The organism is Chitinophaga niastensis (assembly GCF_003014755.1).
Taxonomy (GTDB): Bacteria; Bacteroidota; Bacteroidia; order Chitinophagales; family Chitinophagaceae; genus Chitinophaga; species Chitinophaga niastensis.
Genome location: NZ_PYAW01000001.1, coordinates 1,648,707 through 1,672,681, shown reverse-complemented (window position 1 = coordinate 1,672,681; position 23,975 = coordinate 1,648,707). Strand labels below are relative to the sequence as shown.

General features: G+C 43.1%; 23 protein-coding genes. 3 read left to right on the top strand and 20 right to left on the bottom strand.

Translation table 11 applies throughout. From position 1 onward, the window contains the following. Positions 1-12: 12 nt before the first annotated feature. The 10 genes from nuoF to CLV51_RS06970 form a co-directional block, all read right to left on the bottom strand. Entirely contained in the window at positions 13-1,377 is a 1,365-nt protein-coding gene (nuoF, locus tag CLV51_RS07015) for an NADH-quinone oxidoreductase subunit NuoF (RefSeq protein ID WP_106527258.1), read from the bottom strand. A gap of 66 nt (positions 1,378-1,443) precedes the next feature. Further along, positions 1,444-1,632, bottom strand: a complete 189-nt coding sequence (locus CLV51_RS07010) for a hypothetical protein (RefSeq protein WP_146151237.1) — start codon at positions 1,630-1,632, stop codon at positions 1,444-1,446. Between the two features lie 23 nt (positions 1,633-1,655). After that, a complete protein-coding gene (locus CLV51_RS07005; RefSeq protein ID WP_106527256.1) occupies positions 1,656-2,159 on the bottom strand; it encodes an NADH-quinone oxidoreductase subunit NuoE family protein in 504 nt (167 codons plus the stop codon). Between the two features lie 43 nt (positions 2,160-2,202). Continuing rightward, positions 2,203-3,423 carry an NADH-quinone oxidoreductase subunit D gene (locus tag CLV51_RS07000; protein ID WP_106527255.1) on the bottom strand — a complete coding sequence of 407 codons (1,221 nt, stop codon included), beginning with the start codon at positions 3,421-3,423 and terminating at the stop codon, positions 2,203-2,205. A gap of 12 nt (positions 3,424-3,435) precedes the next feature. Then, positions 3,436-3,951, bottom strand: coding sequence for an NADH-quinone oxidoreductase subunit C (locus CLV51_RS06995; protein WP_106527254.1), 516 nt, complete (start codon positions 3,949-3,951; stop codon positions 3,436-3,438). Between the two features lie 45 nt (positions 3,952-3,996). After that, complete coding sequence (locus CLV51_RS06990) at positions 3,997-4,560, bottom strand: NADH-quinone oxidoreductase subunit B (RefSeq protein ID WP_106527253.1); 564 nt, start codon at positions 4,558-4,560, stop codon at positions 3,997-3,999. A gap of 24 nt (positions 4,561-4,584) precedes the next feature. Further along, positions 4,585-4,980, bottom strand: coding sequence for an NADH-quinone oxidoreductase subunit A (locus tag CLV51_RS06985; protein ID WP_106527614.1), 396 nt, complete (start codon positions 4,978-4,980; stop codon positions 4,585-4,587). 161 nt (positions 4,981-5,141) lie between these two features. Next, complete coding sequence (locus CLV51_RS06980; protein ID WP_106527252.1) at positions 5,142-6,905, bottom strand: tetratricopeptide repeat protein; 1,764 nt, start codon at positions 6,903-6,905, stop codon at positions 5,142-5,144. A 36-nt stretch (positions 6,906-6,941) separates the two neighbouring features. After that, a complete protein-coding gene (locus tag CLV51_RS06975; RefSeq protein ID WP_106527251.1) occupies positions 6,942-7,853 on the bottom strand; it encodes a substrate-binding domain-containing protein in 912 nt (303 codons plus the stop codon). Between the two features lie 12 nt (positions 7,854-7,865). Further along, a complete protein-coding gene (locus CLV51_RS06970) occupies positions 7,866-8,108 on the bottom strand; it encodes a hypothetical protein (RefSeq protein ID WP_106527250.1) in 243 nt (80 codons plus the stop codon). A 324-nt stretch (positions 8,109-8,432) separates the two neighbouring features. Here CLV51_RS06970 and CLV51_RS06965 point away from each other — a divergent pair, with 324 nt between their 5' ends. Both CLV51_RS06965 and hisS read left to right on the top strand, forming a co-directional pair. Then, entirely contained in the window at positions 8,433-8,870 is a 438-nt protein-coding gene (locus CLV51_RS06965; RefSeq protein WP_106527249.1) for a low molecular weight protein-tyrosine-phosphatase, read from the top strand. Between the two features lie 21 nt (positions 8,871-8,891). After that, entirely contained in the window at positions 8,892-10,241 is a 1,350-nt protein-coding gene (hisS, locus tag CLV51_RS06960; RefSeq protein WP_106527248.1) for a histidine--tRNA ligase, read from the top strand. A gap of 75 nt (positions 10,242-10,316) precedes the next feature. Here the strand turns inward: hisS and CLV51_RS06955 are convergent, their stop codons facing one another. The 5 genes from CLV51_RS06955 to CLV51_RS06935 all read right to left on the bottom strand — a co-directional run bounded on the left by CLV51_RS06955 (position 10,317) and on the right by CLV51_RS06935 (position 16,388). Continuing rightward, positions 10,317-12,320 carry a protein-disulfide reductase DsbD family protein gene (locus CLV51_RS06955; RefSeq protein ID WP_106527247.1) on the bottom strand — a complete coding sequence of 668 codons (2,004 nt, stop codon included), beginning with the start codon at positions 12,318-12,320 and terminating at the stop codon, positions 10,317-10,319. Between the two features lie 104 nt (positions 12,321-12,424). Then, on the bottom strand, positions 12,425-12,880 hold the full coding sequence (locus CLV51_RS06950; RefSeq protein WP_106527246.1) for a protein-disulfide reductase DsbD domain-containing protein: 456 nt from the start codon (positions 12,878-12,880) through the stop codon (positions 12,425-12,427). A gap of 49 nt (positions 12,881-12,929) precedes the next feature. After that, positions 12,930-13,622 carry a phosphoribosylformylglycinamidine synthase subunit PurQ gene (purQ, locus tag CLV51_RS06945; protein WP_106527245.1) on the bottom strand — a complete coding sequence of 231 codons (693 nt, stop codon included), beginning with the start codon at positions 13,620-13,622 and terminating at the stop codon, positions 12,930-12,932. A gap of 189 nt (positions 13,623-13,811) precedes the next feature. Continuing rightward, complete coding sequence (locus CLV51_RS06940; RefSeq protein ID WP_106527244.1) at positions 13,812-14,789, bottom strand: hypothetical protein; 978 nt, start codon at positions 14,787-14,789, stop codon at positions 13,812-13,814. Between the two features lie 15 nt (positions 14,790-14,804). Then, positions 14,805-16,388 carry a hypothetical protein gene (locus tag CLV51_RS06935; RefSeq protein WP_106527243.1) on the bottom strand — a complete coding sequence of 528 codons (1,584 nt, stop codon included), beginning with the start codon at positions 16,386-16,388 and terminating at the stop codon, positions 14,805-14,807. Positions 16,389-16,521: 133 nt separating this feature from the next. On the opposite strand from CLV51_RS06935, the gene CLV51_RS06930 reads away from it, so the two are divergent. After that, on the top strand, positions 16,522-17,436 hold the full coding sequence (locus CLV51_RS06930) for a TIGR01777 family oxidoreductase (RefSeq protein ID WP_106527242.1): 915 nt from the start codon (positions 16,522-16,524) through the stop codon (positions 17,434-17,436). Here the strand turns inward: CLV51_RS06930 and CLV51_RS06925 are convergent. From CLV51_RS06925 to CLV51_RS06905, 5 genes are all read right to left on the bottom strand, one after another. Continuing rightward, entirely contained in the window at positions 17,426-18,670 is a 1,245-nt protein-coding gene (locus CLV51_RS06925; RefSeq protein ID WP_106527241.1) for an anthranilate synthase component I family protein, read from the bottom strand. The genes CLV51_RS06930 and CLV51_RS06925 overlap by 11 nt on opposite strands. Before the next feature lie 72 nt (positions 18,671-18,742). Beyond that, positions 18,743-19,195, bottom strand: coding sequence for a hypothetical protein (locus CLV51_RS29030; RefSeq protein ID WP_158266942.1), 453 nt, complete (start codon positions 19,193-19,195; stop codon positions 18,743-18,745). A 94-nt stretch (positions 19,196-19,289) separates the two neighbouring features. Continuing rightward, entirely contained in the window at positions 19,290-20,561 is a 1,272-nt protein-coding gene (locus CLV51_RS06915; RefSeq protein WP_106527240.1) for an adenylosuccinate synthase, read from the bottom strand. Between the two features lie 176 nt (positions 20,562-20,737). Continuing rightward, the gene (locus tag CLV51_RS06910; RefSeq protein ID WP_106527613.1) at positions 20,738-22,981 is read right to left on the bottom strand and encodes a RelA/SpoT family protein; all 2,244 of its coding nucleotides are present in this window, start codon (positions 22,979-22,981) and stop codon (positions 20,738-20,740) included. Positions 22,982-23,141: 160 nt separating this feature from the next. Then, entirely contained in the window at positions 23,142-23,888 is a 747-nt protein-coding gene (locus tag CLV51_RS06905) for a response regulator transcription factor (protein ID WP_106527239.1), read from the bottom strand. Positions 23,889-23,975 lie beyond the last annotated feature (87 nt).

The window sequence follows — 23,975 nt, the reverse complement described above, 5'->3', positions numbered from 1 at the left end:
TATGCATGCCCGTTATACAGCCGCTGGTTCAGGCACCGGCAGCGGATCTGCGTAATGTGCCAGACCAAAGTTGCGCGTCAGCGCTTCATCTGAATGCGTTATATGCCATTCAAATTCGTCGCGGAAGTGACGGATAGCTGCTGCTACCGGCCATGCTGCGGCGTCGCCGAGTGGACAAATGGTATTACCTTCTATTTTACGTTGTATATCCCACAGTAAATCAATGTCACTCATTTTACCTTTACCGTTCTCAATGTTCTGCAACACTTTTTTCATCCAGCCGGTACCTTCACGGCAAGGGCTGCACTGGCCACAGCTTTCGTGGTGGTAGAAGCGGGCAAAAGTGAGTGTGTTACGCACAATGCACTGGTCTTCATCCATCACAATAAATCCGCCGGAACCTAACATAGAACCGGTGGCAAAGCCGCCATCAGCAAGACTTTCGTAAGTCATCATGCGGGCTTCTCCTTTGGCAGTTTTCAGCAGTAGGTTGGCCGGTAACACAGGAACGGAAGAACCGCCAGGGATACAGGCTTTCAGGCGTTTGCCATTTTTGATACCACCGCAATATTCATCGGAGTAAATAAATTCTTCTACAGAGATGTTCATCTCGATCTCGTAAACACCGGGCTTGTTGATATTTCCACAGGCAGAGATGAGTTTGGTACCGGTAGATTTACCGGTGCCATATTTAATATATTCGTCGCCGCCGATGTTTATGATAGGTACTACCGCCGCGAGGGTTTCTACGTTGTTAACAACAGTAGGGCACATCCATAATCCTTTTACCGCCGGGAATGGTGGCTTGATACGTGGGTTACCACGTTTACCTTCCAATGATTCAATGAGGGCAGTTTCTTCTCCACAGATATAAGCACCCGCACCGCGTTGTACATATATTTCCAGGTCAAAGCCGGTACCCATAATGTTTTTTCCGAGCCAGCCTTTATTCTTTGCTTCTGCGATGGCCTGTTCCAGGATATCCGGAATCCAGGCATATTCACCACGGATATAGATATATGCACTGTTAGCACCCAAGGCAAAGCTGGAGATCAGCAAACCTTCTATCAGCAGGTGAGGAATGAATTCCATCAGGTAGCGGTCTTTGAACGTACCTGGTTCAGATTCATCCGCATTGCAAACGAGGTAACGGGGAACGCCTTCAGGTTTAGCAATGAAGCTCCATTTCAAACCGGTAGGAAAACCCGCACCACCGCGACCTCTCAGGCCACTCTTCTTCACTTCTTCCAGTACGCCTTCGGGGCCCATGCTTTTCAGCGCTTTTTCAGCTGCAGCATAACCGCCGTTACTCCGGTAGGTGTCATAATACCGGATACCTTCTATATGTGCTTTGTCTAACAGTAATTTGCGTCCCATTTTCTTCCTTATGGTGTAACGGTGCCGGGAAATCCAGGCGCCATCAACAGTTTTTGTATATATCTTTTATGCCTTACGTATGCCGTGTTGTGAAATGCGGTCTGCCATTCTGTAAAACAGCAGCCCGGCGCTAAGACCACAAATGATGGAAACAAACCAGTTATCGATTCGCCATAATGCAGTGAGTAAGCCCATCAGCAGTAATGCTTCCACGAATTGTAATTTGTGTCGCTGATACATTTCCTTTATACGCATGGATATGTTGTTTTTTGGATGCATCAGTTTGCGTTTGCGTTAGCTTTGCATTCTGCAATGATTTCATCTACTTTAGCTGGTGTCAGGTGTTCGCGGTAATGTTTACCCAATTGCATCATGGGCGCATATCCGCAGGCACCGAGGCATTCTACCGTTTTAAGGGTAAACAGCCCATCAGACGTAGTTTCACCTACACCGATACCCAGCTTATTTTTAATGTAGTCAATGATCTGATCGGAACCACTTACCATGCATGGTCCTGTTTGGCATACCTCAAAAAGATATGTGCCTACCGGCTTCAGGTTAAACATACTATAGAAAGTTGCTACTTCGTACACTTCAATTGATTGCAGTTGCAATAAAGATGCAACGTAGTCCATTGTTTCAGCACTCAGCCATCCACCAAATGCTTCCTGAGCCAGGTGCAGCACCGGTATCAGTGCACTTTTCTGCTTCCCTTCCGGGTAGCGTGCAATGATTTCTTTTACTTTATTCAGTTTCTCTTCCGAAAATTGAACCACAGCCATTATTTTAATCAGCTTTAATCTTCAAAATATTCAATAGGGCCTGTTACGCATCCAACTCACCCGCAATCAGGTTCAGGCTACTCATACAAACGATCGCATCGCTCAGCATGGAACCCTGTACCAGTTCGGCATACGCCTGATAGTAAATGAAACATGGACGGCGGAAATGCAGTCTGTAAGGACTACGGCCACCATCACTGATCAGGTAAAAACCTAACTCCCCATTAGCTCCTTCTACCGCATTATATACCTCACCAGGTAACATGTCTGCTTCACCCATCACAATTTTAAAGTGGTAGATGAGCGCTTCCATTTTCGTATATACATCTTGTTTATCCGGCAGATAATAAGCAGGTACATCTGCATGATATACGTCGGATGGTAAATCTTTCAATTTATCCATCGCCTGACGAATGATGCTTAAACTTTCCCACATTTCTGCATTACGTACCAGGTAACGATCGTAGCTGTCGCCGGTAGTACCTACAGGCACTGCAAAATCAAAATCCTGGTAAGAGCAGTAAGGATTTGCAACACGTACATCGTAATCCACACCTGCTGCACGTAAGTTAGGACCGGTAAAGCCATAACTCATTGCTCTTTCTGCACTGATACCACCAACACCCTGCGTACGTTCCATGAAGATACGGTTACGGGTAAGCATGGTTTCAAATTCTTTCAGTACGGCAGGATACTCTGCCAGGAAACGTTCTATTTTCTGGAATGCTACCGGTGTGAAATTTCTTTCAAAACCGCCGATACGACCAATGTTAGTGGTCAAACGGGAGCCGCATATTTCCTCGTAAATTTCGTATATGAGTTCACGGTAGGTCATCAGGTATACGAAACCTGTTAACGCACCGGTATCAACACCCATTACAGAACTACAGATCAGGTGATCTGCAATACGCGCCAGCTCCATGATAATCACACGCAGGTAATCCACCCGCTTAGGCATTTCAAGGCCCAGCAGTTTTTCTACGGTGAGTATCCAGCCCATATTATTAATAGGGGCAGAGCAATAATTAAGACGATCTGTAAGTGGTGTAACCTGGTAATAAGGACGGCGTTCTGCGATCTTCTCAAATGCACGGTGAATATACCCTACGGTAGATACAGCGCTGACAATGCGTTCGCCATCGATTTCCAGAATATTCTGAAATACGCCATGTGTAGCCGGGTGTGTAGGACCCAGGTTCAGTGTGGTCGTATTTTTTTCTATGGAGCCTTCCGGCAGCTTTATATGTTGTTTCTGATCTAACATATCCTAATTGAATTAAATGTTTCCGCCCCGACCAAACATCTCGTCGTCTTTATCTATTCGCATAGAGTCTTCCAGCGGGAATTCCTTTCTCATGGGGAAATAGTTCATTTCGTCCACGTTCAGGATACGTATCAGGTTGGGATGTCCTACAAAGTCGATCCCGTAAAAATCATATGTCTCACGCTCCATCCAGTTGGCAGATGCATACAGTTGTGTAGCTGTAAAAACCTGCGGTGCTGCTACGGGCGCAAATACTTTCAAGCGGAGCCTGATATTATCCTGAAAATTGTGCAGATGATAAACTACTGCCAGCTCTTCGTTTTTTCTGTCAGGATAATGCACAGCAGTGATATCTGTCAGAAAACGAAAACGCAACTCCTCGTCGTCAAACAGGAATTGCATTACTTTCAGGTTATAATCTTTCTGTGCGGTGAGGGTAAGCATCCCAAACGGCTCTTCAAAGCCGGTGAGCACATCTCCAAACTTCTCCGTCAGGCGTTGCTGTATGCGTTCGTTTGTTAAAGACATTAACAATTTGAAATTTACGATTTACAATTAACCATTCACCCTTGTTTACTTAATACCGTAGGATTCCATCAGTTCTTGGTATCTGTCGGAGTTACGGCGGCGCAAACTTTCCTGACCCACGAGGTCCTGTATTCTCATGAAACCATCAATGATGCCTTCTGGTCTTGGAGGACATCCTGGCACATATACATCAACCGGTATTACCTGGTCAATGCCCTGTAATACAGAATAGGTATCAAAAATACCACCGCTGCAGGCGCAGGCACCTACGGCCATCACCCAGCGTGGTTCAGCCATTTGCAGGTACACCTGGCGCACAATAGGGCCCATCTTTTTAGAGATAGTTCCCATTACCATGAGCAAATCGCACTGGCGGGGCGTAAAAGCCATACGTTCCGCACCAAAACGAGACATGTCATAGGTAGCTGCCATAGTAGCCATGAACTCAATACCGCAACAGGATGTTGCGAATGGTAAAGGCCAGATGGAGTTTTTACGCGCCAGACCTATTACCTTATCAAAAGACGTGGCATAAAATCCTTCACCAGAATATCCCTCAGGGATTTCCACCGTCTTCACCTTGTTATTATATTGAACCGGACGAGCCATTGAATTTAATTTAGAGATTTAAGATTAGTCTTCCCACTTCAGTGCTCCTTTCTTTGTGATGTAGATAAATCCACATAAAAAGAAAGCTACAAACATCAGCATAGCCATAAAACCATCCCATCCAAGGTCTTTAAAGTTAACAGCATAAGGATAGAAAAAGATTACTTCCACATCAAACAACACAAAAAGGATGGCAGTCAGGAAGTACTTAATGGCCATCGGCTGCCGGGCGTTGCCCTTTTGCTCGATTCCACTCTCAAAGTTAATAAGCTTATCGCTGGTTTTGCGCTTGGGACCTAAAAAGTGAGTAGCTAACATCGTGATCCCGACGAAACCTAAAGCAGCAATTAATTGCAATACAATAGGGAAATAGCTAAAAGGAGTAGTCGTTGCTGACAAAAATTCAGTATCTGTATACATAAGCTTCCCGATAAAACATTGTCCGAATGCGCAAAAATACTGCAAGTAAACCAAATATCAAATCTATTAGGATTTAAAATATTATCTTTTTTTAACAACCGGAAACTAAAAAACCTCCTGGAGTACAGGAGGTTTTAGCTATTATAACAATAAATGTTTACTTATTTTTTATTCTGGCCTTGTTTTGCGGCTGGTTTACCAGCAGGTTTATTAGGCTGTTTTTCACGTGCATTCATGTTATCCTGGATCTGTTTAACAGCCTGATTAGTAGGATCTACTACCAGCAGCTTATCTGAATACAGTTTCACGTTTGCTTTATCTTCCTTAAAATAGTAGTACAACAGCTCATAAGTATAAGCGTTTGTTAAGGTACCCTTATTTCTATCCAGGTTAGATTCAGACATTTCTATGTATTTATCAAAGTAAGGCTTTGCAAGACCAGCCTGTGCCTGTTGATCCTTGGCATAGTTAGTCATCCCTCTCTGATAATAACCAACAGCCAGATCAGGCTTTACTTCTGTTACTTTCTGGAAAGCAGCATCTGCTTTATTCAGCAACATGGTATCAATTGGTTTCATATTTACAGCACCGGAGTAATAGTTAATACCAACGTTGTAGTAATCAATCGCCTGCAGTGTTTCTTTGTTAGCTACTTTCAGGTCATTTGCTTTTGCATACCATTCAGCAGCCGGCACAAATTTTCTGGCTCCTTTAAGTGCATCCGCGATCTGTGTGTAAGTGTCAGGATCTTTTGCGGTGGTAGCATTGGCATATTTTTCCAGGTAAACCAGCGCTTTATCTGTGTATTGATTCTGCGTAGCAGTATCAGATGATCTCAGTTTAATGTAGATAGCGCTCAACAGTTTGTAGTCAGCAGAATCTAATTTGCTATCACCTACAGCCTGTGCATAGTTATCCATTACTTTCTTCGCATTCAGTGAATCTCCTTTCTGCAAATAAGAATCACCCACCAGCAATGTTAACCTGTTTTTTGTAGCTTCAGTGGCAGTAGGCAAAGCAGCCTGACCTTTACTGATAGCTGCATCATAATCTTTCTTGAAGAAAGCGATGGAAGCCGCCAGCAATTGGTTTTTGCTATTATCAGCAGGATCTGCTACCGCCATATATTTTTCCAGGTACTGTGCTGCATTTTCCCAGGAAAGCTGATCTTTCTTAGGTGTAGTGTAAAACAGGAACAGTTCGTAAAGCGCAGGACCGTATTTAGGATCCATGTTGACAGCCTTGGTGTAGTCTGCTACTGCTTCTGCTTTCAGTCTGGCGTTGTAATTCACCAAACCTTCTTTCATTACTGCTTCCGCATTATTAGGATCTAACTCCAGTGCTTTTTCATAGGTAGAAACAGCTTTACCACCATTTTCACCACCCAGGTAACGGTAAGCATCTCCTAATTCAATATAATCAGCTGCAGTTGCAGTGTATTGTTTTTTCTTACTGCGACCTTCATTGTTCAACAGTTTTTCCATTACTGTTAAAGCATAAGGACGGTCACCACCTTTTACTTCTGTGTTAGCATCAGCAACAGCACGTGCTACATCACCATCACGGCCTTCTGTAGCCGCAATTGCAGCATCAAACTTCTGTTTGGCCGCAGCTGCATTACCATTGAGCAGATCAATACGACCCATACCCGCCTGCAGTAAAGCAGAAGTAGGAACAGCTGCTAATCCTTTCTGGAAGGTAGCGGCAGCGCCAGCGTTGTCTGAAAGTCCGAGTTGTGCTATACCAAGGTAATAATAAGCTTTGTCCTCCGTAGGTTTTGCTGCGATCACTTTCTCTAAATTCTGCTTTGCAGACAGATACTTACCATAATACAGGTCTTTTAATCCATCCTCCACAGATTGGGCCATCACACTACCTGAGGCAGCGCATAGCAATGCTACGATTAAACTTTTCCGTTTGTTCATGCAATCTGGTTTTTTAGTTTTAGTTGTGTTGTTTTATTATTTAAGATTGGCTTCCCTGAATACTACATTCAATCTCGCCGGAAATAATCTGAACTGCTTGATAACGAGCTGTCCTTCATAACTACCAAGGAAAGTTGCAAATCCTGTGCCTAAGCCATGGTGAGGCTCTTTCAGGCAATAAAAGAAACCACGCTTTAATGGATAGGAACCAATACCAATATACGCCTGGTATGGTTTCACAAAATCTGATCCGCCGTCTGCTCTTAATCTTACTACCGATACTTTATTCGTAAAAGCCATAGACGTTGAATCATTAGGATCAGAGATCCAGCTTACACCTATCACACCAATAGCGTCTTTGTTTTTTGATACGTAATCCACTACTTCAGGATTTGTTTTTGCTGCCATGGTATTGGCTGGCAAAGGTTTACCTTTATTGATGGAGTCCATTATATAACGAACGGTGCTTGAGTTGGCATTATCAAACACCAGTTGCCATTTCTTCTCTGTATTGGTACCGTCCATAATACCACGCACCTGTTCCATATTCAAAATAGAATCAGGATTGTTGCGATTAACTACCAGTGCAAGTGCATCCCATGCTAATAACAGGCTATTGGGCACTATCCTGGAATGTTTGATATAATCAAGCTCCTGTTGATTCAGATCGCGGGTAACGATCACCAGGCGGGCACTATCATTTAAAAGATCTTTAAAGCAATCAGCCTCCGGTTTATAGGAAGGAATGATGTGTGCTTTGGGATACAGCGATTCAAAAACTTTTATTTCAGAATCTATCAGTGGTCTGTATGTTTCATCCACGCTAATGTGAATCGTGCCTTCTGTAGCTGTATCTAATTTCTTCGCATTGGGATTAGGGCCACAAGCCACCAGCAAAGTTACTGCCGCTAAATATACGGCATTCATTTTTGTAAAACTGAAAAACATATCACATTCCCTTTAGTTCCTGTTAAAAAAAAGCTTTCTTATCCCATTGTAGACTCTGAAGAGGCCATACAGTAATAATACTGCACCTACTACGCTCATTGATGTTGGGGATATACGGAACTCTCCCATACCCAGTTTTTCCGCAAAAATTGCGAACAGGCCAAAGAGAATAAAAATAATACCTCTGATCAGCTCACCCATGGGCCGATACTTATTTTCCTGTCGACTGTTTGTTTGTTCTTCTTGTCTTTCCATGTTGCGAATTACAATTATACAAAAAAATATTTTTTAATCGGGCATTGAGAATTTTAGAGAAATGTTAAAAAAATATGTTAAAACCTATCTCATTTGCTTTATCAGTCGCAATTTGAGGCATTTTTCCAACATGTTGTAATTTTTTGATTTAAAATTTCATCATTTCCCGGGAATTACAATTGACATAAGATGAAGTTTTGTCGTAAAGGGATGTTACTGCTATCCTCGCTATTTCGAGGCAACCAACATTATAAAGATGCAAATGGATGCAGATTTCCATAATATCTTGTAGGTTTGCGGGCTGATATTCAAATATTCGTCACCATGAAGATATTGATGGTATGCCTGGGTAATATTTGTCGTTCTCCACTGGCAGAAGGCATTATGAGACACCTGGCAACAGTGCGGGGACTAGGCTGGGAGATTGATTCAGCCGGCACCGGTGACTGGCACGTGGGCGATCCACCAGACCACAGGGCCATAAAAGAAGCCAGGAGACAGGGTGTAGACATTTCCGGCTTACGCGGCCGCCAGTTTAAGACAAGTGATTTTGATTCATTTGACCGCATATACGTGATGGACCGCAGCAATTACACCAATGTGCTCCGCCAGGCCCGCAACGAATCTGATAAAGCAAAGGTCCATTTCCTGTTGCCGGAACAACAGGATGTACCGGATCCGTGGTTTGATGAGGCTTTGTTTGCACCGGTATATAAAATGATTTATGAGGCCTGCGAAAACATTGCAGACCAGGAACAATAACTTTTTTAATAATTTTTTGAGATGATAAAACCCGGCATTCCTAAAGGTACCCGTGATTTTGGTCCGGTGGTAGTAAGAAAACGTAATTATATTTTCCAGACCATCCGCGAAACCTTTGAGGTATTCGGTTTCCAGCCGCTGGAAACTCCTGCAATGGAGAATTTATCTACCCTCACCGGTAAATACGGAGAAGAAGGAGATAAACTGATGTTCAAAGTATTGAACAACGGAGATATTTATAACGAAGCCCAACAAGCAATAGATAACAAAGAACTGGTATCTGCTATCACTGAAAAGGCATTACGTTATGACCTTACGATTCCTTTTGCCCGTTATGTGGTAATGAACCAAAATGAACTGGCGCTTCCATTCAAACGCTACCAGATGCAACCGGTATGGCGCGCAGACAGGCCGCAAAGAGGCCGCTATCGCGAGTTTTACCAATGTGATGCCGATGTGGTAGGTAGCAATTCCCTGCTAAATGAAGTAGAACTCCTGCTGATTTACGATACGGTATTAACCAAACTAGGCTTGCAAGGCTATGAATTACGCATCAACAACCGCAAAATATTGTTCGGTTTAGCAGAAGTAATTGGCAAGCAAGAACTATTAACAGATATTACCATCTCCATCGATAAGCTGGATAAGATAGGCGCAGAAGGTGTTAGAAAGGAATTACAGGAACGTGGTTTAACAGATGCAGACATTACTACCATTGAAAAATTCCTGGCTATTGAGGGTACAAGTGACGAAAAGCTGGCGAAGCTTACAGACTTGCTGCAATCCTCTCCCACTGCCCTGAAAGGTATTGAAGAACTATCTTTTGTAATTAATTCCGGCTACGGCAATTTCACTACTACTCCCATCATTGATGTAACACTCGCGCGTGGTCTTAACTACTACACCGGGTTAATCGTGGAAGTGAAAGCACCTGCTACCGTAAAAATGGGCAGCATAGGGGGCGGAGGCCGATATGATGATCTGACGGGCCTCTTCGGCTTACCCGGCATTTCCGGCGTTGGTATTTCCTTTGGCGTAGACCGCATCTACGATGTACTGGAAGAACTGCAGTTATTCCCGCAAACCGCACAACAATCTACCCGTGTGTTATTCCTGAACCTCGGAGAAGCCAGCGCCCGCGCTGCTTTCAGCTATATGATGCAACTCCGTGGCAAAGGTATTGCCGCTGAATTGTTCCACGAAAATGCAAAGATGGATAAGCAGATGAAATATGCAGATAAAAGAAGTATCCCTTATGTAATTATCCTGGGAGAATCTGAACTGCAGGAGAACCTGGTAAGCGTGAAGAACCTTACCAATGGCAAGCAGGAGAAGATCCCCGCAGGTGAATTGCTGTCATACGTGTTTTAATCATCTACCTAAAAAAATAAACGAGAAGGGCTATACAAATCGTATAGCCCTTCTCGTTATATAAAAACAGCGTTATTATTTAGCGCTCTTAAATGCTTCCAGACCACATTTCAGCCAGTCAGCATATGCTTTTGCATCCGGTGTATAACCAACAGGATGTGTCAGCAGTTTTTCATCAGGGCTGATCAACACATAAAAAGGCTGGGAGTTATTGGTGAAATTTTCTGTTTGCATAGTAGCAAACTTATCCCCAATCGTTTTGATTTCCTTCTTATGCCCATTGCTGGTAGTGAACAGGAACTGCTGATCTTCCGGCAATAATTTCCGGTCATCCACATACAGGGAAACCAGGATATAATCCTTCTGGATCAATACTTTTACTTCATCATTCGGCCACACGTTTTCTTCCATTTTACGGCAGTTTACGCATGCCCAGCCGGTAAAGTCGAGCAGGATCGGTTTGTTTTGTTCTTTAGCCAGTTTCAGCGCTTTCTCATAATCATTTACCACATTGGCTTCTACCCCTTTCGCTGCATCTTCTCCATAAATGCTGTAACTCAATGGTGGCGGGAATCCGCTGATCAATGAACGGTTAGCATATTTGGTATTGGTAACGCCCGGCACCAGGTAAATGGTAAATGCCAGGAAAACCAATGCCAGCGTAATTCTTCCTTTACTCAGTTTTTTGATAGGAGAATCATGCGGGAAGCGGATCTTACCAAACAGGTATAATACAATACAAACACCAATGATGATCCAGATAGCAAAAAATACTTCACGTTTCAGGATACCCCAATGTTTTACCAGATCAGCATTTGACAGGAACTTGATAGCCATTGCCAACTCCAGGAAGCCCAATACTACCTTTACAGAAGTAAGCCATCCACCGGATTTTGGCAGTGAATTCAGCCATCCCGGGAATAAAGCAAACAGCGCAAAAGGCAGTGCCAGCGCAAATCCAAAGCCACCCATACCTACAGAAAGCTGAATAGCTCCACCATCTGTAGACAGGGAGCCTGCCAGTAATGAACCAAGAATGGGGCCTGTACAGGAGAATGATACCAGTGCCAGGGTCAATGCCATAAAGAAAATACCTACAAGGCCACCCACACTGCTTTTTGCATCTACTTTGTTTGCCAGACTGCTTGGCATACTGATTTCAAAGTATCCAAAGAAAGAAATAGCAAATACAATGAAGATGACAAAAAAGGTCAGGTTCAACCAGATATTGGTAGAGATATTATTCAGTATTTCCGGATTTAATGAATCCAGGAAGTGGAACGGTAAACTCAACAGCACATATATCAGGAAGATGAAGAAACCATAGATGATAGCATTCATCACCCCTTTTTTCTTATCCTGCGATTGTTTTGTGAAGAAAGAAACCGTTAACGGAATCATAGGAAATACGCATGGTGTAAATAAGGCAATGAAACCGCCCAGCATACCCAGGATAAATAAACCCCAGAGGCTTTTTTTACCACCGCCTTCCTGTCCGGTACCGCCGCAGGCCTTTACAGGATGCTGCAAATCAATAGCGGTGCGCTTGAGCGTTTGCGCGTTATCCGCAGATTCCTTTAATCCGGCTGCAACGTTGGTCAGATTTCCGGAGGCATCTTTAGTAAACTTAAACGCTTCTTCCTCAGGTCCTACAGCTTCGTCTCCTTTCAGTGCCATGTAATTAACACTTCCTTTAAAAACGTTGGGAACAGCGCCGGTAAATTTCACCGTTGTTTCCAGGTCAACTGTATTTTCAAAGTATTTGATCTCTAAATTATCAAAGAGTGGTTCCTTACGGGTATTCAGTTTACCAGCTTCTTTAATGGCTGAAATACCGGCTACTGATGCTGCTACGCTATCCAGTACCACTCTCGTATTAGGATCATCATTTCCCATAGTAGTGGAAAAAAGCAGCCAGCCTTTTTCTACGGTGCCTTTCAGGTGCAACACATATTCCTGGTCATTTTTCTTTTCTGCAGAAAACTGCCATTTCACAGGCTTCGGGCTTTGTTCCTGCGCATTTGCGCTGAGCGCAAAAAGGGCAAAAACAGGTATCAAAAATGAAAGCAAATGCTTCATAAAGTCAATAGGCTTTAAATAATATAGATCTGAAAAAAACAACAAACGAGTTCCCCGGACAGGAACTCGCTTGATGATTATCTTTATCAGTTACCGGATACAATTTATTTTCCTCCTACACTAACCGCAAATTCCACTTCTTTTGGAGGCAAGCATTGATGGTCATCACAAACCATGAACTCTACAGAACCTTTCACCTTAGTAGCAGCTTTACCTTTTACAGTAACTTTCTGTACAAAATCAACTGTGCTTTCGTAATATTTCAGCTCTGAGTTGAAGTTTTTATCAAATGATTTATGCAGTTTACCCACTTCTTCTACTTTACCAGCTAAGGCAGTCAGCGGATTTTTAGTGAATTTGAAGGTAGTAGGTACCGGGCCTTCTCCGGCTACCTGCGCGTATACATGCCAGCCAGCATCAATAGTAGCGGTAGCGTGTACTTCGTAAGTAGTGGCATTAACCTTTTTAGCAGTGAAATTCCATTTTACCGGATTCTCTATTTGTGCACTTGCCAGAATGGGCAAGGCGAACAAAGCCAGTGCTGTTAATAATTTTTTCATGCTTTTCTTTTTAATTGGTTGGTTGGTTTGGTTTGACGTATTCGTATTATTAATTATTATTGATCAGACTCTGTAAAATCAGCTGCCCGTCTGTATTACCCAAGGCCAGGCTGGTAGCCCTTTCCGGGTGAGGCATCATACCAAACACATTTCTTTCTTTATTACAGATACCTGCGATATTACGGATGGCACCGTTATGGTTAGCCGTTTCAATAATATTGCCAAATTCATCGCAGTAGCGGAACAATACCTGGTTGTTTCTGAACAGTTCATCCAGGGTTGTATCATCCGCATAGTAACGGCCTTCTCCGTGTGCAATAGGGATCATCAGCGGTCTGCCGGTAACGTCTTTGGTAAGGGAAGTAGCTGCATTTTCACTTTTCAGGAATATATTCTTGCAAATGAACTGCTGATTTTGATTCTGTAATAATACACCTGGCAACAGGCCGGCTTCACACAATACCTGGAAACCATTGCAAATACCTATTACACGACCACCTTTGTTGGCAAACTCAATCACACTCTGCATCATAGGGCTGAACTTCGCAATAGCACCACAACGCAGGTAATCTCCAAATGAAAAACCACCCGGTAATACAATACAATCTGTTGTGCTGAATGCGCTCAGGTCTCTATCCTTATGCCACAGCTCTATTACTTCTTGTCCCAGATCATTACGCAGGGAATCAATCATATCATGATCACAGTTAGAACCCGGAAAGGTGACAACGCCAAATTTCATCTGAAAATGTTTTGTGTTTATGTGTAAATAATGCTTTTAAAAGTTTCTTTTTCCCCGCGTTTTTATCACATTATTCATGATTGACAAAACTAACGGGAAAGGACAAAATTACTTCGCCGCTCGCAATTTTCCATTGCCGTTTATCCTGATTTAACAAATTACTGGAAATCAAGCTCTTAAAAAGAGGATTTAGCTGAAATATTGCATAACAATCACATATGCCAGCACAATAAAGTGGATAATATTGGCAAAAGTGTCGTTGGTAACGGACCAGAATACATTGCCGGCAAACATGGCTACCGGCAATACTGCCAGTACCCAATAAGCAGCAGAAAAGTGCGCGTTAAAGAACGGCACAAACATGGCTACCAATACATATATGATTAATACCGCCCATATTTTACGGCCCTGTATCAACATTTTTTTCAGCGGTCGTTGTAATAATAACCAGCCTATTATAAAAAAGAATAAACAGGCGACCATTGCTCCCCATACCTTATAATCCTTAATCATGGGCAATGACAACCCTATGTTTGGGATCTTTCGCAATAAAGTCATTTGGTTAGTAAGGAATAAATAAGTGCCTATCAGATACAGTGGGCAAATCAACCCCAGCAACGCAATAATCCATTCTGCCAGCCGAAAAGCGCGCATAATCAGCATGCTCGCCAGTAACAGCACACATAAAATAACGGACGGGAAATAAAACAGTCCACATACGCCCAATGCAAAACCTATATTAAATACCACATCACGCGCAGATGTACGTGTATACAACTCCGTTATACTGGAAAATACCCAGAGCATAATCAGGTTGACGATTAAAGCAGGTGAAAATATATTCCAGCTTTGCAACATAGACGTGAAAAGCAGGAAACACATAGCCGGCAAATATGTAGGCCTGGCAAACAACCGGTGATGGTTGATAATTTTGGTAAACAACAGTGATTGCAACAATAACAGCAATACCGCCAGGGATGTAAAAAACAAGGGGCTGCTCCCCACCAGGCTTTGCATCCACTTTACCAGCAGATGATATAAAAGCCCTTCTGATCCGTCGGCCATAAAGGTAGACGGATGAATCAGATAGTAAAACTTAACAAGCAGTGTATATAATAACAACAGCAATACCGTTAGTGGATTGCCTGAACGGAAAAATCTTATCACAATACAAAGGTGTGATTAAAAGTCAATTTTAGCAAAGCAAATATAATTCCTGTAGATACATGGTATTACTACAGTACGGCCGCTGATTTGTTTACCATATCTGGGCATCCAGGTGAAACCTTTGTCCAGGTTGCGCAGCGTAGGCATACGGTTTACTTTTCCTCCGGGCGCCAGGCTCACATCTGTCAGCAAATAATTTCTTCTGTCTAATTCATTATAAAGGAAACGCAACTCACTGCCAACGTTTACCATCAGGTAAGACAAATACAGATCAGCATTATCATCAAACTGGCTCTTATGCAGAAAATTATTCCATTGCATATTTCCCTCTTCATCAAAAGACAATACCACTACATTATCATAATGATACCGCAAACCCTGTGAATTATTCCAGTTCAAAGGATTATAATACATGGGAGAATAAGGAGAATAATAATAAGGTGCATACATGCCGCCATAAGGGCTGCCATACATGTAATTCCAGCGGTTCCAGGGTTGGTAGCGGGAAGATGTATAAAAAGATTCTGCGGTAAGCAGGAATCCACCATTATTGGTATTGATGATCTTCCTGATGAAATAATCGTTGAAAGCACTGTTGGTACTGGATTCTCCACGGGCATTCGTTTTCAGGTCTTCCGGAAAGACCGTTGATTTTTCATACAGAGTTTTATTATTACTCAAATCATACTTATACAGATACATACCTTCCACATTGCCTCGCTTCTGTTTGTAATAAAAAGCGGTTACCAGGGCAGTATGCCTGTTGTTATCCAGTTTCATCTTCACTTCATCGAGCAGCTGGGCTTTAAACTGCATGGCCGATGTCTCGAAACTATCCACCAGCGTACGTTTCATTACCATACTACCGCTAATTACATAATCCCGGTTGGAGGTACGTTCCAGTTTATTGAAGATAAAATCACCTGTATTAGTAAGATTGAAATTACTGAGGAACTGCTTTTTTGTTTGCATCGGAAGCGACAACCGGCTGTTGTTTACCAGGCTCATGGCGCTGTCGTACAGGAAAGTATAAAAAACATTATTATCTTCCTTATCCTGGTTAATCTTATACACCATAATGCGGTGCTTATCTTCCGACACTTCTACTGAATACACTTTGTTCTCTTTGGAATAAAGTCCTATGCGGGTAGAATCAATCATCAGCGGCGCATCGTTGAACTTAGCGTCCGGCGTCATAGTAGCGCAGAAGCTGTATACCGCATCCTTGTGCTGAAACTGATAGATCATGAGCACTTTATCAGGATAGGCCACAAAGTCCATGCTGATCACTTTGCGGGGAAGGAAATCCAGCTTCACCCTATCTTTCAGCTGCATAGCATTATCGTAAACAGATACGGAATAATCTCCACGATCTGTTTTATAAACGAGCATATTTCCTCCTACCTTACCAATGATTTCAAACTCAGTGCTTTTGTAATCATCTTTTTCAGGTTCGGAATAGGATATTTTCTGAGCCATTGCTGCAGTGCCGGCGAAAAGCAGCAACAATAACAACTGTATGCGGTATAGCGTTTGCATGCGATAGATAGATTTCAAATATTGTGGTGATAAAGCAGTAGGCACATTTGTATGCACCATTTTCAAACTTACATTAAAATTCAGAAATAATCTGTCAATTTCAGTCCGGTACGCTTTGCTTTTACTTAAATTCCAAAAGGGGCAATTTATTGTGTATTTTTAATAAATTATTTTAAAAAAGCAGCTATACTGAATGGAGACCGTTATTATAACCGGTGGCACAGGACTGGTAGGTACGGCGTTAACCCGGCTGCTGCTGGAGCGCGGCTACAAAGTGATCATTCTTAGCAGACGCCCCGGGGAAGGCAGCAACGAAGCAGTTACATATGCCCACTGGAACATTGATACGCAAACAATAGATAAAGATGCCCTGCTAAAGGCGGACTATATTGTACATCTGGCAGGCGCCAATGTAGCAGAAAAACGCTGGACAGCCGCCCGTAAACAGGAAATCATCGACAGCCGCACAAAGAGTGGCGAACTCATTTTCAAAACACTTCAATCCTATCCCAATAAGGTTAAAAAAGTGATCAGTGCCTCGGCAACGGGCTACTATGGCGAATTTAAAAACCATACTTTCATAGAAACAGATCCTGCGGCAACAGATTACCTGGGTACCACCACGGCTGCCTGGGAACAAAGTATTTCGCAGGTAACTACACTTGACAAGAAACTGGTTATTTTCCGTACAGGCATTGCGCTGAGCAGAGATGGCGGGGCTTTGCAGGAATTCTACAAACCACTCCGGTTTGGATTTGCCACTATTTTAGGTTCCGGTGATCAGCTTATCAGCTGGATACACCTGCAGGATCTGGTACGGTTGTATTTCAACGCTATCGTAAATGATAAGCTGGAAGGCATCTATAATGCGGTTGCGCCTAATCCGGTTACCAACCGGGAACTGATACTCACCATGGCACGCGTAGCCAAAGGACGTAGCTTTATGACTACCTATGTACCGGCCTTTGCCCTGAAACTGGCGCTGGGAGAGATGAGTGTGGAAGTATTAAAAAGCATGAAGGTCTCATCCGATAAAATACAGCAAACGGGATTTCAGTTTTCCTATCCTACTATCGGAGAAGCGATGGAGCAGTTATTCAGCCGGTAATGGTTTTTTCCATGGCAGCAGCTTTCAGTAAACATTCTTCCCATTCTTTTTCCGGATCACTATAGAAGGTGATGGCGGAACCTGTCTGGAAGGAAAGATATTGATCAGCTGCATTATACAGCATACTGCGAATCACCACATTAAAATCAAAATCACCTGTTGGCGTGATGTAGCCTACCGCACCGGAGTAAAGTCCGCGGCGGGTTTGCTCATATTGCTCTATCAGTTGCATTACCCTGATCTTAGGCGCTCCTGTCATAGAGCCCATAGGAAAGGCGGTGCGCAGCACTTCCGTTACAGGTAGTTGGGGAGATAATTGTGCGGAGATGGTAGATATCATGTGATGCACATGTGCAAAGGAATAGATGCCAAAGAGTTCTGTTACTTTAACGGTGCCTTTCAACGCGGTGTGAGACAAATCATTTCTGACCAGGTCTACTACCATTACATTTTCCGCGCGCTCTTTTGCGCTTTGATACAGCTGTTGCTGTAATTGCTGATCTATAACAGGATCAGGATCTTTTCTGCTGGTACCCTTGATAGGTTGAGAGATAACAGTATTCCCTTTTTTCTGTATAAAACGCTCCGGGCTGGAACATACCAGGTATTTATCATGCAGCCGATAATAGGCAGCAAAAGGTGCCGGCGACAAGGCATTCAGCTGTGCGAATAACGCCGGCGGGTATACGTTTACCTGTTCCATGTAATTTTCGCGGCAGAAATTCACCTCATAACAATCGCCATGCAGAATATGCTGCTGCAGGTCTTTTACGGCACTGATATATTGCTGATGATCCAAGCGAGCCTGTAGTGGCTGCGTGTGCAGCACAGTAGCGGGGGCCACGTTAACGGGCATACGTAAACAGGCAGTATATACGGCGTGTGCATCCTGTTCACTGAATGCTTCTCCTCCTATGTGTACCAGTCCTTTCTGCAATTGCATGACCACACGTGGGCGAAAAAAGCACATGTCAGGAAAACCAATACCATCGTAGTTATTAGACTGCAAGCCTGGTACGACTTCATTTTTCAGATCGTATGCAAGATGTCCGAAAAGCCAGTCCTGGTGTGTATCATAAAAATCCTGCAAAGCAGGGAAGGCATTACCGGCGTTTACTTCCAACGTTTGCAGCGCATCTGCAGCCAGTAAAGCTTCGAATTGATGATAAGGAGAGGGATAATTATTATTGTCCAATAAACAACAAATGTTGAACTGGTTTCCCCAATCCAACATTTGTTGCTTAAATATGTTTTGATTATCAACCGGAAAAGTGTGGAATATCCTGATAACAATCGCTTTTATTGCTTAAAAATCATCATCCTCATCATCAAAACGATCATTGAAAAGATCCATGTCTTTGAATTCATCGTCTATGCCCAAATCGTCATCGTCATCAGCTTTCTTACCGACGCCAGTACTTGGACGACCGCGTTTACCCTTTGACTTAGGCAAGTCGAATTCTTCAAAATCAGGATCGTAATCCTCATCTTCTCCCTTCTCCCAGGCATCATCTGCATCTTCGCTATCATCATCTCCGTCATCATCATCCTCATCGTCGTCTTTACGCTTGGATTTTGACGCGGACTTATCTGATTTCTTTGAGGCAGATTTAGAAGTCGTTTCCTCCTCTTCATCACCCTCCTCATCATCATCATCCACCTCTTTCTTAGGCTTGGCCGCAGCTTTAGGAGCGTCTTTTGCAGTCTTAGGAGAAGTAGTTTTTTTGGTCTCTTTCTCTTTATCAGATTTTGATTTCATAATAGGTTACCTTAATTTCTTTGCCGTAAAGTTTTAATAGTTTTTTTTATTCGCCAAATTTTTTTTGCCGTTTTTTTTCCTTACTTTTTTGCTTCTACTTTTCCAGTATCTGATCGCGTCCCGGTCCGTTGGAAACATATTTCACAGGAACGCCCAGATAAGTATCCACAGTTGCTACCAATGCTTTCATCTCAGCCGGTAACTCGTTGAACTGCTTGCAGGTAGAAGTTTTATCACTCCAGCCTTTAAATGTCTCCCATACAGGTTTAATGTCCAGGCCGTTTAACTGAAAAGGTAACTCTTTCGTTTGCTTACCATTTATTTCGTAAGCAGTACAAGCTAATATTTCGTCAAATTCATCCAGCACATCACTTTTTGTCATAACCAGTTGAGTAACGCCACTCAGCATACAGGTGTAATTTAGTGCTACCAGGTCAATCCAGCCACAACGGCGTGGACGGCCGGTAACCGCACCAAATTCGTGACCTGCAGCGCGCAGTTTTTCACCGGTTGCATCATGCAGTTCAGTAGGGAATGGTCCGCTACCAACGCGGGTACAGTAAGCTTTGGTAACACCTATCACTTCTTTGATCCACTGCGGGGCAATACCTAAACCAGTACATACACCGGCAGAGATAGTGTTAGAAGAAGTAACAAAAGGATAAGTACCAAAATCCACGTCCAGCATACTTCCCTGCGCACCTTCCGCCAATACTTTTTTACCGGCTTTTAGTTTTTCATTCAGGAAATATTCGCCGCTTACAACATTCATCGTTTTCAGGAAAGGAATAGCTGCGAAAAACTCAGCTTCCCAGTTGGCAATATCTTCAGTGAATTCATTTACATCATATTGAGACAACAGTTGCAGATGTTTCTGTTTCAGTTTCTCATACTGATTTTTAAAATCAGGAGATAATACATCACCTACGCGCAAACCGTTTCTACCGGTTTTATCCATGTAAGCAGGGCCTATACCTTTTAAAGTAGAGCCAATCTTATCATTTCCCTTTGCTATTTCGGAAGCCTTGTCCAGCGCACGATGTGTAGGAACAATAATATGCGTTTTTTCCGCTATAAAAAGATTTTTTGTCAGATCCACTCCCAATGCTGAAATGTCTTCGCTCTCTTTCTTGAAAGCTACAGGGTCCAGCACCACACCGTTACCGATAAGATTGATGGTCTTTTCATGGAAAACACCGGAAGGAATAGTACGCAGTACTACTTTCTGTCCATTTACATATAAGGTGTGACCAGCGTTCGGTCCACCCTGAAAACGGGCAATCACGTCGTACCTGCCGGCAAAATAGTCCACAATCTTACCTTTACCTTCGTCGCCCCATTGCAGGCCTAACAAAACGTCTACCATAATGATTTAATTAATTATCGGAGGTTGTTGCTTTAAAAGAAGTCGCAAAATTAAGGCGAATTATAAGAAATACAAATTACGAATTGCGAATTACGGCGTTGTAGGTAGATATACACGAAAATATTCGAAAATATCTATACAACGCCGTAATTCGTAATTAATAATTCGTAATTCTTTTATGATTCCTCCAGTCTTTGTATAGATTGAATACCATCGAGCTTTTTAAGCCTCTCCACGAGTTCATCCAACTCTTCCTTATCATGCACATATACTTTGATCAGCCCTTCAAATAACCCCTCTTTAGACTCAATGCTAAGGGCGGAGATATTTATTTTCAGCTCACCGGAAATGATATTGGTAATCTTATGAATAACGCCTACATCATCCATTCCGATAATACGCAAACCTGTCAGGAAAGAGATTTCACGGTTCTTCACCCACTTGGTTTTTACCACCCGGTGCCCATAATTAGCCAATAGCTGTGCGGCATTGGGGCAATTGGTCCGGTGAATCTTCAACCCTTCACTGGCAGTAATGAAGCCAAAAACGTCATCACCGGGAATGGGGCGGCAACAATTAGCCAGTTTATAGGCAATTTTGTCTGAGCTTTCTCCGAAAATGATTAGTTCCGCATCTTTTTTAGATGGCAACGAGTGTTTGACATGTTCTTCCGGCACATGTTCCGGTATTTTCACCGGCTTGGGCGGTTCCAGCTTATCACCCAATATAGAAAACTGCTTGAGCTCTTTCAGGTCAATATTCTTTACCGCTATCTGATAATACAGGTCCAGCGGTGAAGGTTGTTTATAGAACTGTACCAGTTCACTGATATTATGCTGACTGGTAGAAATTTTCATGTGATCCAGCTTACGCTCCAGCGTAGCTTTCCCGTCCATGGCCACTTTACGCTTCTCTTCCTTCAGCGCATCCTTGATCTTGGATTTTGCTTTGGCAGTAAGCACAAAGTTCAGCCAGTCTTCCGAAGGCTTCTGTTTATTGGAGGTAATGATCTCAACCTGGTCGCCACTGCGCAGTTTATGGCTCAGCGGTACCAGTTTGTAATTCACCTTTGCCCCAATACACTTGTTACCTACCGCACTGTGAATAGAATATGCAAAGTCAAGCGCAGTGGAGTTTACCGGTAATATTTTCAGATCCCCCTTGGGAGTATACACATAGATTTCTTCTGTAAAAAGGTTGCTTTTGAAATCGGCCAGGAAGTCCAGTGTGTTGGAATCGGGATTGTTCAGGATTTCACGTATCTGGGTAAACCACTGATCAAACTTGGATTCCTGCTGCGGATTGGGACTGCCTTCTTTATAGCGCCAATGTGCCGCCACACCTTTTTCCGCATAGTCGTTCATTCGTTTGGAGCGGATCTGCACTTCCACCCATTTACCACTGGGGCCCATCACGGTTACGTGCAAAGCCTCGTAACCATTGGATTTAGGGTTACTGAGCCAGTCGCGCGTTCTTTCGGGGCTGGGATGATAAAAATCCGTTATAATGGAATACACCTTCCAACAATCCGCCTTTTCCTTGTCCAATGCGGAGTCCAGGATAATACGGATAGCAAAAAGATCATATACTTCCTCAAAGGCGACGCCTTTGGTTTTGATTTTATTGTGAATAGAATGGATAGATTTCGGGCGGCCATAGATCTCGAATTCAAATCCTTCTTCCTGCAGCACCTCTTTGATAGGTTTGATAAACTCGTTGATATAGCGGGTACGCTCACGTTTGGTTTCCTTGAGGCGCCGGGCTATTTCGCGATAGGTTTGCTGCTCGGTATATTTCATGGCCAGGTCTTCCATTTCGGATTTGATGTTATACAAACCGAGACGATGGGCCAGTGGCGCATAGATAAATACTGTTTCAGAAGCTATTTTCAGCTGTTTTTCACGGCTCATGCTATCGAGGGTACGCATGTTATGGAGCCTGTCTGCCAGCTTAATCAGTATCACCCTTGGATCATCTGCCAGGGTGAGTAATATCTTTTTGAAATTTTCTGCCTGTGCGGTACTTGTACTGGAATCTATGACAGTAGATATCTTGGTGAGCCCGTCCACAATATGTGCGATCTCACTACCAAATTCCCTGGCAACGTCTTCCAGTGTCACTTCCGTATCTTCCACGGTATCATGCAGTAATGCGCATATAGCAGAGCGCACACCTAATCCGATTTCTTCCACACATATCTGTGACACCGCCAGCGGGTGCAGGATATAAGGTTCACCGGATTTGCGCCGCATTTCCTTATGTGCATCCGCTGCCATTTCAAAAGCAGTACGTACCAGCTCCCTGTCGCCTTTTTTTAAACGGGGTTTCAGCGCCCTTAATAAAGCACGGTAATGCCGAACGATCTCTTTCTTTTCCTGCTCTTCGTCTAAATTATATTTTTGAACTACCACTGTTTCCATTGGATTAAAGTTACGATTTAATATAATCTGAAAGAAAAGCGGGATACTAAAAAGCGGCATTCAATAGAAAACGGCCTGCAGCACCTGATTTATAGTGCGCAGTAAAGGCAGTGAGCAGTAAATATCCGGAGAGGGAAAGGATTAACAGCAATCAGTAATGCTAGTCTTTTTTAATAGGAACACAAATTTTTTGCAGCTCCAGTGTTTTGGGGACATTCAATCGCAGGCCTACGTTATAGACCGTTTCCAGTTCGAGGCACGGATCTATTTTCAATTGCCGGCGTACGCGGCCTATAAACACATCCATACTACGACTGGTATGAAAATCTTCTTTTCCCCAGACCCGCAGCAGCACTTCATCCTTTTTTACAATGATGTTGGGGCGATTAAAGAAATACCGCAGCATTTTTGCCTCTATGGGCGAGAGTTTCCCCAACACCACCTTGGTTTCGGTATTATACACCTTCAGTTTCCTGTAGTGATAGGTATTAACGCCGGCAGTATGCCCCACCAGCAATTCGGATTTCTCTGGCCGGGTCCATTTCAGGATAACACGCATGCGTTTCAGCAATTCGTTAAAACTAAATGGCTTGACCATATACCCATCGCCACCCAGCTGAAAACCATTGATGCGGTCTTCATCCAATGTTCTTTCAGAAGAAAGGAAAAAAATAGGTGTCAGCATACTTTCTTTGCGGATGGCAGCAGCCAGTTCAAACCCGCTCATCCTGGGAATTACAATATCCACCAGGCAGATGTCGTAGCGGCTCCGCTGATAATGATGTAAGGCATCAATGCCATCAAAACATTGTTCTACGGTAAACCCGGCTTCTTCCAGATGTTGCTTAACAATACTGCTGAATGCCTTATCATCTTCGACAAGTAAGACTCTTGGATTTCTGTTCATAAAACTATCTTTTGTGAAAAATGTCAACTATAAAACAAGAAAGAGGTTGCCGCGGGTAAGCGACAACCTCTTCTTTGTTTATTAACA